Source organism: Methylobacterium sp. GC_Met_2 (assembly GCF_026540795.1).
Taxonomy (GTDB): Bacteria; Pseudomonadota; Alphaproteobacteria; order Rhizobiales; family Beijerinckiaceae; genus Methylobacterium.
The window spans coordinates 16,787-28,561 of the sequence record NZ_JALNUM010000084.1; the positions used below are offsets into that span (position 1 = coordinate 16,787).

Genomic DNA, 11,775 nt, shown 5'->3' on the forward strand with positions numbered 1-11,775 from the left:
GCGTCAACAGTTTCGTGCAAAATCGTTCATGTTGCGTCGCAAACAAGCGCCATCATGAAGTTTATTGAAAGTTTATGATCGGTCCTGCCAATGTCCTGACGGCAGCCGGCGGATTGGGGGGCTTCGCCGTCGGTTGCTACCGGAATCATCATAAAAAATCGGGAGGGGACCATGTCGCACGCCGCTCAGGGCCTGCTTGAGAGTCGTTGGGACGAGGCGGCGGTCGCGGGCTTCGACGAGCCGGCGCTGCTGCTCTACCGCTCGAACCTGCTCGGCGCCGACAAGCGAATCACCAATTACGGCGGCGGCAACACCTCCGCCAAGGTGACCGCGAAGGATCCGCTGACCGGACGGGATACGCGGGTGCTCTGGGTCAAGGGCTCGGGCGGCGACGTCGGCACGATGAAGCGCGACGGCTTCGCGACGCTCTACCTCGACAAGCTGGAGCAGCTCCGGGAGGTCTATCGCGGCCCGGCGCACGAGGACGAGATGGTGGGCTACCTGCCCCACTGCACCTTCGCGTTGAACCCGCGCGCGGCCTCGATCGACACGCCGCTGCACGCCTACCTGCCGTATCCACATATCGACCACATGCATCCCGACGCGGTGATCGCCATCGCGGCCACGCGCGACAGCCGGGCGCTGACGCAGAAGATCTTCGGCGACGAGATCGGCTGGCTGCCCTGGCGCCGGCCCGGCTTCGAACTGGGGCTGATGCTGTCGCACTTCGCGCACGACAACCCGCACGCCAAGGGCGTCGTGCTGGAGAGCCACGGGCTGTTCACCTGGGGCGCCGATGCCCGGTCGTGCTACGAGACCACGCTGCGGATCATCAACACGGCGATCGCGTGGTTCGACCGTGAGACGGAAGGCCGGCCCGTGTTCGGCGGCGGCGTCACCGAGAGTCTGCCGGGTGCCGAGCGGCGCGCCATCGCGGCCAAGCTGATGCCGGAGATCCGCGGCCGGATCGGCACGCAGGAGCGCAAGGTCGGCCATTTCGACGACAGCGCCGCCGTGCTGGACTTCGTGAATTCCAAGCGGCTGCGCGAACTCGCGGCCCTGGGCACGAGCTGCCCGGACCATTTCCTGCGGACCAAGATCCGGCCCCTGGTGCTCGATTTCGACCCGGCGACCGGCTCGGCCGAATCGATCCTGGCGACCCTCGATGAGGCCATCGCGGCCTACCGGGCGGATTACGCGGCCTATTACGACCGCTGCCGCCACCCCGACAGCCCGGCCATGCGGGACGCCAACGCGGTCGTGTACCTCGTGCCCGGCGTCGGCATGATCACTTTCGCGCGCGACAAGGCGACGGCGCGCATCGCCGGCGAGTTCTACGTCAACGCCATCAACGTGATGCGTGGGGCCTCGACGGTCGACACCTATGTCGGCCTGCCCGAGCAGGAGGCGTTCGACATCGAGTACTGGCTGCTGGAGGAAGCCAAGCTCCAGCGCATGCCCAAGCCCAAGAGCCTCGCCGGCCGTGTCGCGCTGGTGACCGGCGGCGCCGGCGGGATCGGCCGTGCGGTGGCGGCGCAGCTGATCGACCAGGGCGCCTGCGTTCTGCTCGCCGACATCGACGCCGGGGCGCTGGGCGAGGGCGAGGCCGGCTTCGTGAAGGCCCATGGCCGCGACCCGATCCGGAGCGTGACGCTCGACGTGACCGACGAGGCCGCCGTCGCCGACGGGTTCTCGGCCGCCGCGCTGGAATTCGGAGGCCTCGACATCGTGGTGTCCAACGCCGGCATCGCCTCCTCGGAGCCGGTGGAGACCACGAGCCTCGCCCTGTGGGACCGGAACATGGACATCCTGGCCAAGGGCTATTTCCTCGTCTCGCGGGAGGCCTTCCGGCTGCTGCGGCGGCAGGGGCTCGGCGGCGCCGTGGTGTTCGTCGCCTCCAAGAACGGGCTCGCCGCCTCGCCGAACGCCTCGGCCTACTGCACCGCCAAGGCGGCGGAGATCCACCTCGCCCGCTGCCTCGCGCTGGAGGGCGCGGAGGCCGGCATCCGCGTCAACGTCGTCAACCCGGACGCGGTGCTGCGCGGCTCCAAGATCTGGACCGGCGAATGGCGCGAGCAGCGCGCCGCCGCCTACCGCCTGGAGGGCGACGCCCTGGAGGAGCATTACCGCCAGCGCTCCCTGCTGAAGCGCTCGGTGCTGCCGGAGGACATCGCCGAGGCGGTGTATTTCCTGGCCTCCGACCTCTCGGCCAAGTCGACCGGCAACATCCTCAACGTCGATGCGGGCAACGCCCAGTCCTTCACGCGGTGACGGGACCGGAGCGCGCATCATGACCAACCTGCCGATCGACCCCGACCGGATCGCCGCCCACAACGCGGCCCTCACCCGGACCTTGTCCGAGGATTACGACGCCCTCGGCCAGCGCCTCGCCCGCCAGGGCCTCGACATCGCGGCCGTGACCGCGCAGGTCGCGGCCTTCACGGTGGCAATCCCCTCCTGGGGCGTCGGCACCGGCGGGACGCGCTTCGCGCGCTTCCCCGGCCCCGGTGAGCCGCGCGGCATCGCCGAGAAGCTCGACGATTGCGCGGTGATCCAGCAACTCGGCCGCGCCACCCCGGCCGTCTCGCTGCACATCCCGTGGGACACGGCGCCCCCCGGCGAGCTGCGCGCCCGGGCAGAGGCCTTAGGGCTCGGCTTCGATGCGATGAACTCCAACACGTTCCAGGATCATCCGGGCGATCCGGACCATCCCCTGTCCTACAAGTTCGGCTCGCTCAGCCATGTCGATCCGGCCGTGCGCGCGCAGGCGGTGACGCACAACATCGCCTGCATCCGCCTCGGCGAGGCTTTGGGCTCGAAGGCGCTGACCGTGTGGATCGGCGACGGCGCGAATTTTCCGGGCCAGAGCCATATGGGCCGGGCCTTCGAGCGCTATCTCGCCTCGATGCAGGAGATCTACGCGGCGCTCCCCGAGGGCTGGCGGCTGTTCTCCGAACACAAGATGTACGAGCCGGCCTTCTACGCCACCGTGGTGCAGGATTGGGGGACGAGCCTGGTCACCGCCCAGGCGCTCGGCCCGAAGGCGGCCTGCCTGGTCGATCTCGGGCACCACGCGCCGAACGTGAACATCGAGATGATCGTGTCGCGGCTGGCCCACGCCGGCAAGCTCGGCGGCTTCCACGTCAACGATTCGAAATACGGCGACGACGACCTCGATGCCGGCTCGATCGATCCGTTCCGCCTGTTCCTGGTGTTCAACGAGCTGGTCGATCTCGGCGAAAGCGGCGACGCCCCGGCCTACATGATCGACCAGTCCCACAACGTGACCGACCCGATCGAGAGCCTGATCCGCTCGGCCGACGAGATCCGCCGCGCTTACGCCCAGGCCCTGCTGGTCGACCGGGCGGCGCTCGCCGGCTACCAGGAGGACAACGACGCACTGATGGCCTCGGAGACGCTGAAGGCGGCCTTCCGCACGGATGTCGGGCCGATCCTGGCGCGGGCCCGTCTGGATTCCGGCGGCGCGATCGACCCGATCACCGCCTACCGGGACAGCGGTTACCGCGCCAAGGTCGCCGCCGCGCGACCGGCCGCCCGGGGCGGTGGCGGCGGCATCGTCTGACGGGACGGCCGCGCGACGACCGGACCGGGCCGGATGAGGCTACGGCATGGCGACAAGCATGCAATAGCCAAATGGCGCGTCGCCTCGATCGCGGTTTGCGAGGTCCATGAGGCGCAAATCTTGGCGATGAAGAGCCTCAGAACCTCGCGCAAACGAAACTGTAAATGTAATCCCGTCGCCCGCTCCGCATTCCAGGGTCCGCAAGCGGCCTCGGAATGACGGAGTGGGTAATTCAATTTCGGTTCAACCGCCGGTCACGGCCGGATGGCGGTGACCTCGATCTCGACGAGCCATCCCGGATTGGCCAGCGCCGCGACTTGGAGCGCCGAGCGGACCGGTAGGTTCGGCTGGGACGGCGTCCCGAACCGTTCTCGGTAGGCGTCCATCAGGCCGGCGAAATCCATCCGGCCGCCCTTGGCCGGGTCGCCGACCAGAAAGACCGTCATCTTCACCACGTCGCGCAGCGACAGGTTCTGCCGTTTGAGCGCAGCCTCGATCGACGCCAGGGTCGAGGCCGTCTGCGTGCGTGTGTCGCCGAAGGCGGCGAGCGTGTTCTTCTCGGCCTTGGGGTCCGCCACCGCAGGCCCGAAGCCGCTGAGATAGACCGTCGCGTGGCCTGCCGGCACCTCGATCGCTTCCGAGATCGGAAAGTCCGAGCCCGGGATCGGGTGCCGGACGATGTCCTCCGCGGCGCGGCCCGGCCCGGCCGTCAGGGCCAGCGCGAGCGCCAGGGAGCCGGGGATCACCGTCTGCTTCATCAGGGTGTGTCCGATCATGGCCGTGCTGCCTTCACATCCTCGGGGGTGATCGCGTCGTCGTAATGATTGTCGAAATGCGTGCGGACGTAGTTCACGACCTCCGCCACCTGTGTGTCGGTCATCATGCGTCCGATCGGCGGCATGCCGCGCAGGCCGCGCACCAGGATCGTGACCGAATAGCCCGCCGCCGCGAGCCGCGCGTTATGCGTGAGCGCCGGGTAGGACGCCGCACCGACCGCGCCCTCCCCGTCCGCCTGATGGCAGGCGGCGCAGACCTGGGCGTAAAGAGCCTCGCCCCCAACCGCGGTGAAGCTCTTGCCGACGCTCATCGCGGGCCCGGCCGACGGTAGCGCCGCTTTGGTGGCTGGCTCCTGCGCAGAGGCGCCGACGCGTGTCGCCAGGATCAGTGCGATTGCGACCGCTCCGGCGATCGTTCGGGATACGAAGACGCCGCTCATGCTGCCAGGACCCTCTTGTGGAGCCGCGAAACCGCATCGAGCGCCGAGAGGATCGCGCCCTCCTGCCAGGCCGGGATGTAGGAGGCGTGCTCACCGGCGAGCATGATCCGCCCGTCGAGGGCGCAGAGGTTGTCGTAATGCTCCGCGCGCGCCGCGTCGGTCCAATCGCCGGCGCAGCCCAGCGTGAACGGCACGCGGTGCCAGGCGACCGCGATGCCGGTCTCGAACTCGGTGCGGTATTGCGGGTGGATCTGGCTTCCGTACGCGACGGCGCGGCGCACCCGCTCGGCGGGGCTCATGGCGGTGAATTCGTAGGAGCCGGGCCCGTTCCAGGTGTAGCCGCCGAGCAGCACGCCCTTGCCGCCGGTATTGTAGCCGGTCGATGGATAGCTGATCTGGCGGATCGGCAGATCGGTGTAGGAGATGCCGCCGAAGATGTGCTCGTCCTCCTCCCAGAATCGCCGCTTGAACTGCAACCCGATCTTCACGGACGCGGCGTAGGTTACCGCGTCGATCGCCGCCTTCATCGTCGCGCCGACCTGGGTCGGGATCTGGCTCAGGACCGTCAACGGCAGGGCGCAGACGCACCAATCCGCCTGGACCTGCCGGACCGCGCCGCCCTGGCGCGTATCCTGGTAGGTGGCCGTGACGCTGTGACCGTCCTGGGCGATCTCGATCACCTTCGCGCCGTACCGGATGGTCTCGGGCGGCAGGGCGCGGGCGAAGGCCTCACCGATGCGGCCCATGCCGCCGACCGGCTGGAACATCGTGGTCTGGAACTCGTACAGCAGGAAGTTCTGCAGGCCGCGCCACAGCCGCGAGGTCAGGATGTCGTGGAGTCCCATCGGCGCGCCGTCGACCGGGCGCGCCGAGAGCCCGCCGCCGGGATCGCGGGCGTAGCCGCGGAACTCCGATGACGCGTCACCGGCGCGATAGGTGAGATCCTTGTCCAGGCCGCCGAGCGACCGCAGGGCCTCGATGAGGATCTCCTGATCGTCCTTGGATACCTGCGCGTCGAGCGCGCCCTTACGGGTCGCCTTGGCCAGAAGCTCCGCGGTGGCGCCGTCGAAATCGGTCTTGACCGTGCGGATTCGCTGCGGCGCCCCCCCGAAGCCCGTTGTGTTGTGGACATAGGCGTTGTGGTTGAGCTGAATGAACGGCTCCAGGGCGACCCCGAGGCGTCGGCAGTAATCGAGGACGCCGTGGTGGTGATAGGGGATCCGCCACGGGCCGGGATTGAGATAGAGGCCGGTCTCGAACTCGCAGCGCTGCACGGCGCCGCCCAGTTCGGTGTAGGTATCGCCGCCTCGCAGTGACCAGTTCCGGCCGCCGGCCCGGATGTTGTATTCGAGGATCTGGACTTGGTACCCGGCCCGGTGCAACTCGAGTGCGGCCGTCATGCCCGCGAGGCCGGCCCCCAGGATCAGGACCGAGGCGCCCTTGGGATCGCCGTCGAGCCGGATCGGACCACGATAGGGCGATTCCTCGGCGAACCCGAGGCTGGTCATGACCTGATAGGCAGCTGCACTTCCGGCGGCCGCCCCGATCATGGCGATCAGCTTTCGCCGACTCAAACCCGATGCCTCTGCCATCTCGCTTGCCGCCTCCTATTTCGGATGAGTCAAGGGCGCGGAATGCAAAGCAAAACCGGGGCCAGATGGTATCATTTAAAGTGGAAGATCGATCGGTTCTGTACAACGGCTGCTAATTACCCCGATATTTTCAAACATTTTACAAAACTTAGGCTGAATGTTGCTTTCCAATATTATGTAATACGGGAAAAATACGGTCTACTTTGGTGCTATGTGTCCTCCAAAAAGCCGTGCCCGTCACCGTCGTGCCCGATCGTGCCGGCTGCGGTCGCTTACACCGTCTGTTCAAGGGCGATCCGGCGCAGTCTTTGTGCGGGAGACCATAATTTTCTCGGCGCGGCATGAGGATTTTCGCGGCCCCAGCAGCCTGTAGCCTTCCACGATGCGGTGGATCGATGGGTCGAATAAGGATGAAATCCGCCGCGCCCGCCACGCTTGCAACGACGGCTATGGCGGGTCCGGCTCAGGCCCGTTTGGCGAGGCAAGTCGCCCGATCGCGGTGCAGAGCGCGTCCTCGGTCATGAACGCGAAACATGCATTCGACCCGGAGTTTTACGACGGCTCGGCGCCGCTTTTCGAGAAACAACTCATCGCCGCACTGAAATCCCTCGCGGGACGGTCCAGGCCTTGAGGCGCGCCTGCGCCGGCGTCACGGATCCGGCGCAAGAGGGATCCGGCGCCACCAGTCATGCGCCCGCTCGTACTGATGTGCGAACCGCAGGAGCAGGGCCTCGGCGAAAGGCCGCGCGGCGATCTGCAGGCTGATCGGCAGGGATCGCCGGTCGAAGCCGCAGGGCACCGCGATCGCCGGGAGCCCGGTGAGATTGAACGGGTAGGTCAGGCGCCAGGACGCCGCCAAAACGCTCTCCCGCCGCCCGGCAATCGTGACGGAGGTCTCGTCGGCCCGCCATGCGGTCAGGGGTGCGGTGGGGGTGACGATCACATCGGCCTCCTCCAGCACGGCGGCCATCTCGGCCATGATCAACGCCCGCGCCTGCTCGGCCCGCAGGTAGTCCGGGCCGGTCACCAAGCGGCCCATCTCCACGAGGTCGCGGACATCCTCCGCAAAGCCCGCGACGTGGCCCTGCGCCAGATTCCGGTCGTGGTAGGCCGTCGAGGAGGCCAGCTCGATGGCGTAGATTGCGCCGAGCCCGAACCGCAAAGACGGCACCGCGACGTCCCGCACCGTGCAGCCCTGCCCGGCGAAGAACCGGATCGCCGCCTCGACTGCTTCGAAGACGTCGTCGTCGATGATCTCGAAGAAGTGGTTGCGGATCACCGCGACCCGCAGGCCCTGCAGCGTCTGGTCGAGTCCGGCCCCGTAATCCGGCACCGGGACCGCGGCGGCGGCCGGATCGCCCGGATCGGGGCCGGCGAGGATCTGCAGCAGGAGCGCCGCATCGGCCACCGTCAGGGTCAGCGGACCGGCATGGTCGAGGGACCAGGAATGCGGGACGATCCCCGAGCGGCCGATCCGGCCGAAGGTCGGCTTGAGGCCGACGATGCCGCACAGGGCGGCCGGAATCCGGATGGAGCCGCCGGTATCCGAGCCCAGCGCCGCCGGACAGAGCCGGGCCGCCACCGCGGCTGCCGAACCACCGCTCGATCCGCCGGGCACCCGGTCGCGGTCCCAGGGGTTGCGGGTCGGCGGCGTGACCATGCCCCAGGCGAATTCGTGCATCCGCGTCTTGCCGAGGATCACCGCGCCGCTTGCGCGGAGCCGCGACACGGCGTGGCTGTCCTCCTGCGGGAAGGTGAGGCTGTCCACCGCCGTTCCGGCCCGGGTCGGCAGCTCGGCCGTCGTATAATTGTCCTTGATGCCGATCGGGATCCCGTGGAGCGGGCTGCGCGGACCCATCCGGGCGATTTCCGCATCGGCGGCGCGCGCCGCGTCGAGGGCGGTGGACGAGAGGGCCACGAAGCTCTGGAGGTCGCCGTCGAGGCGCCGGATCCGGTCGAGCGCGGCGCCGACGAGTTCGACGCTCGACAGTTTTCGCGACGCGATCCGCCGGGCGAGCTCCGTGATCGGCAGCTGCCACAGGGCGTCACTCATGGGGCACCCCGCGATAGGGCAGACTCGGATCGAACAGGATGGCCGGATGGACCTGCGTGAGGTCGAGGGCGCGCAGGGTCCTGATCTCGGCCAGGACCGGCGCGAACTGCGCTTGCAGGTGCGCCATTCGCTCGGCTGCCTCCGGGGGCAGCCCGATGACGTCGGATAGGAGGTCCGAGATGTCGGCCGGCGCCGAACCGGGCCGCTCCCCGGGCGGCCGGAGCAGCATCGCGGAGACTGCTTCCGGCAGCGCCCCCGCGGGCCCGTCCTTGCGCGGCATGCCCGCCACGAACGGCACGAGCTGGCACCGGGCGACGCCGAGGATCCGGCGGAGTTCGGCGACGGGCTCGGCGTGCTCGTCGACCCGCAGATCGAGGGAGGGATAATCCTCCCGGGCGACGATCTTGAGGGCCGCGGACTGCTTGCCGCGCTTGTCGCCGCCGGCCGCGTCACCGGCCTCCAGGGCGCGCATCAGCCGCTCGTCGAGATCGTGCCCGGCGCTTTCCTCGAAGGCCCGCGCCATGGCGTCGATTACGCCGGGATCCGTCAGCATGTTGCCCTGGACGGCGTAGCCCGGGCCCGTGCGGTGCCCGGCCTCCGCTGTGCAACCGGCCCCGGTCCAGGCTGCGGCCATCCCGTGCCCGTCGACGAGCCCGAGCTGGCGCAGGTCCGGCCGGTCGTCGGTGGCGAGTGCCGCTGCGAGCGCCGCATCGGGGCCGAGCCCCGCCCCGAGACCGTCGAGGATGCGCGCGGCGAGGTAGGGATTGACCCAGGACTGGGTGGTGACGGCCCCGATCCCCGCCCGGAGATACGGGCAGAGCCCGCCCACCGCCGGCACCGCGCTCGCCACCGCGACGCCGAGCTGCCCGGTCCGCGGGCAGCGGGCGGCGATCGAGAAGGTGTTGAGTTCGCTCATGGCTCACACCGCCAGATGGTCGATCACGCGGGCCTGCGCGTCCGGTGCCCGGGCGGGGCCGCTATCCACGATCTCGCCGAGCTTGAGCACCGCGTAGCGGTCGGCCAGCCCCAGCGCGAAGGCGACGTGCTGCTCCACCACCAGCATGGAGACGCCCGCCGCCCGCTCGGCCTGGAGCACGCCGCGCAGGCGCGCGACCATCGACGGCTGCACCCCCTCGGAGATCTCGTCGATCAGGAGGAGGCGCGGACGCAGCATCAGGGCGCGGCTGAGGATCAGCATCTTCTGCTCGCCCCCAGAGAGGGTGCCGGCGCGCTGGGCCAGCCGGTCCTTCAGGAAGGGAAAGTGGCCGAACAGACGCTCCAGCGCCGCCGGCAGCATCCGGTCGGACGGCACGGCGAGGCGCAGGTTGTCGCGGATCGACAGATCCTGGAACAGGGGCTGCTCCTGGGGCGCATAGCCGAGGCCGAGCGCCACGAGCCGGGCGGGCGTGAGGCCGGCGAGCGCCTGTCCGCCGATCGTGATGGCTCCGCCGCGCAGGGCCACGATGCCCAGGATGGTCTTGAGCAGGGTGGTCTTGCCCATGCCGTTCTTGCCCAGCAGCGCCACGATCTCCCCCTGCCCGACCGACAGGGACACGTCCTTCACGATGGAGACGGCGCCGTAGCCGCTCGACACCCGTTCGAGGGCGAGGGCGGCCTCCATCGGTGCACCGTGCCGTGCTGCCTCAGCCATGGGCGCCTCCCGAATAGATCGTCCGGACCAGTTCGGAGCCGACCACCGCTTCGACCGTTCCGTCGAGAACCAGCCGGCCCTGGTGCAGCACCACGATCCGCGAAGAAATCTCCCGCACGAAATCGAGGTCGTGCTCGACCAGCACGGCGGCGATGCCGCGTCCGGTGGTGAGCGCCTTGAGGACTGTCCCGATGGTGGTGCGCTCGGCCTTGGTCAGGCCCGCGGTGGGCTCGTCCAGCAGGATCAGGCGCGGCTCCAGCGCCACTACCATGGCGAGTTCGAGCGCCTGCTTCTGGCCATGGGAGAGGAGGCGCGTCGGCTGCGTCAGCAGGTGGTCGAGGCCGGTCATCCGCAGCACGTCGAGGGCGGCCTGCGGCAGGCCGAGCGTCTCGGCCTGCCCGACCGGGCTCAGCCCGTCATGCGGTGCCCGGGCGAGCCGGAGGCAATCGGCCACCGACAGGCTCTCGAACACGCTCGCCACCTGGAACTTGCGCCCGACCCCGAGGCCGACGATCCGGTTGGGCGTCAGCCCGGTGATCGCGGTGCCACCGATCGCGACCGCCCCCGTGAACGGCTCGGTGCCGTCGCTGAGGCAGCGCATCAGCGTGGTTTTTCCGGCGCCGTTGGGACCGACGAGGCTGACGAGCTCGCCCGCCCGGATCTCCAGGTCGATGCCCTCCAGCACCGTCAGGGCGCCGTAGGCCTTGGCGAGATTCTCGACCTTGAGGATCGGGACGCCGGTCCCGGCCGCCTCGGGCGCGGCGACCCGGGCCACGAGGTGCGGCGCCGCTCTGGTTCGGCGGCCGATCGGCAGAACCCGCCACAGGCGGCCGACGAGGTCGGCAAGGCCGCCCGGCAACAGGATGATGATGATGACGAAGGCCGTGCCCAGCAGGAGCTGCCAGAGGAATGGCAGGTCTCCCGAGAGGTTCGCCGCGAGGTAGTCGATGGCGATGGTGCCGAGCACCGGGCCGAGCAGCGTGCCGCGGCCGCCGAGGGCCACCCAGATCACGAGTTCCGTGCCGAACAGGAAGCCGGCATTCTCCGGGGCGACGACGCCCGAAGCGTTGGCGAACAGGAAGCCGGCGAGCCCCGCGACGGCGGCCAGAGCCGCGGTCAGCAGGATCTGGAGGCGCCGGGGGTTGAGGCCGAGATAGGCGCAGCGCGCCTCGTTGTCCCGGAGCGCCACCAGGGCGCGCCCGGCATCCGAGCGCACAAGGATCCAGGCCACCAGCGTGACGAGGACCAGGACCAGCGCCGCGAGGCGGAAATAGCCCTCGATCTCCAAGGGCAGCACGTCGAAGCCGACGAGGCCGCTGCTGGACCCGGTCGATTCCCCGCCGGCATAGATCAGCTGCACCACGACGATCGGGACGACCAGCGAGATCACCGAGGCGTAGAGCGGCGTCGAGCGGTGATAGAAGGACAGCCAACCGACCACGAGGCCGAGGAGCGCCGGTGCCGCAATGGCGGTGGCGAGGGCCGCCGCAAGGCCCGCCGGCGTGGCACCGAGGGCGGTCAGGATCATCGCGGTGGCGTAGGCGCCGACGCCGAAGAAGGCGGCCTGCCCGAAGGTCAGGATCCCGGCGAAGCCCCAGAGCAGGTCCACCGTGACGGCCAGCACCGCGTAGATCATCGAGCGGGTCAGGACGTTGACCGCGAAGGTGTCGAGGACGGCCG

At 69.3% G+C, this 11,775-nt stretch carries 10 protein-coding genes; 3 read left to right on the forward strand and 7 right to left on the reverse strand.

Features of this window, described 5'->3' with window-relative positions; genetic code table 11:
• The first annotated feature begins 171 nt into the window (after positions 1-171).
• Positions 172-2,271 carry a bifunctional rhamnulose-1-phosphate aldolase/short-chain dehydrogenase gene (locus OXS49_RS23455; protein ID WP_267427050.1) on the forward strand — a complete coding sequence of 700 codons (2,100 nt, stop codon included), beginning with the start codon at positions 172-174 and terminating at the stop codon, positions 2,269-2,271.
• A 19-nt stretch (positions 2,272-2,290) separates the two neighbouring features.
• The gene (gene rhaI, locus OXS49_RS23460; protein WP_267427051.1) at positions 2,291-3,583 is read left to right on the forward strand and encodes an L-rhamnose catabolism isomerase; all 1,293 of its coding nucleotides are present in this window, start codon (positions 2,291-2,293) and stop codon (positions 3,581-3,583) included.
• A gap of 254 nt (positions 3,584-3,837) precedes the next feature.
• Here the strand turns inward: rhaI and OXS49_RS23465 are convergent, their stop codons facing one another.
• The 3 genes from OXS49_RS23465 to OXS49_RS23475 are packed head-to-tail and all read right to left on the reverse strand — an operon-like array spanning position 3,838 to position 6,391.
• Complete coding sequence (locus tag OXS49_RS23465) at positions 3,838-4,359, reverse strand: RidA family protein (protein ID WP_267427052.1); 522 nt, start codon at positions 4,357-4,359, stop codon at positions 3,838-3,840.
• Positions 4,356-4,799: a cytochrome c gene (locus OXS49_RS23470; protein ID WP_267427053.1), complete on the reverse strand. Its 444-nt coding sequence runs from the start codon at positions 4,797-4,799 to the stop codon at positions 4,356-4,358. Before OXS49_RS23470 ends, OXS49_RS23465 begins: the two co-directional genes overlap by 4 nt.
• Entirely contained in the window at positions 4,796-6,391 is a 1,596-nt protein-coding gene (locus OXS49_RS23475) for a flavin monoamine oxidase family protein (protein WP_267427054.1), read from the reverse strand. Before OXS49_RS23475 ends, OXS49_RS23470 begins: the two co-directional genes overlap by 4 nt.
• A gap of 382 nt (positions 6,392-6,773) precedes the next feature.
• On the opposite strand from OXS49_RS23475, the gene OXS49_RS23480 reads away from it, so the two are divergent.
• The gene (locus OXS49_RS23480) at positions 6,774-7,022 is read left to right on the forward strand and encodes a hypothetical protein (protein ID WP_267427055.1); all 249 of its coding nucleotides are present in this window, start codon (positions 6,774-6,776) and stop codon (positions 7,020-7,022) included.
• Between the two features lie 18 nt (positions 7,023-7,040).
• On the opposite strand, the gene OXS49_RS23485 is transcribed toward OXS49_RS23480, so the two are convergent.
• From OXS49_RS23485 to OXS49_RS23500, 4 genes are all read right to left on the reverse strand, one after another.
• Complete coding sequence (locus OXS49_RS23485; protein WP_267427056.1) at positions 7,041-8,444, reverse strand: amidase; 1,404 nt, start codon at positions 8,442-8,444, stop codon at positions 7,041-7,043.
• Positions 8,437-9,360 carry a DUF1028 domain-containing protein gene (locus tag OXS49_RS23490; RefSeq protein ID WP_267427057.1) on the reverse strand — a complete coding sequence of 308 codons (924 nt, stop codon included), beginning with the start codon at positions 9,358-9,360 and terminating at the stop codon, positions 8,437-8,439. The genes OXS49_RS23485 and OXS49_RS23490 overlap by 8 nt, the downstream gene beginning before the upstream one ends.
• Before the next feature lie 3 nt (positions 9,361-9,363).
• Entirely contained in the window at positions 9,364-10,095 is a 732-nt protein-coding gene (locus tag OXS49_RS23495) for an ABC transporter ATP-binding protein (protein ID WP_267427058.1), read from the reverse strand.
• On the reverse strand, positions 10,088-11,775 hold a 1,688-nt coding region (locus OXS49_RS23500), incomplete at its 5' end, for an ATP-binding cassette domain-containing protein (protein ID WP_346016970.1). The genes OXS49_RS23500 and OXS49_RS23495, both read right to left, overlap by 8 nt.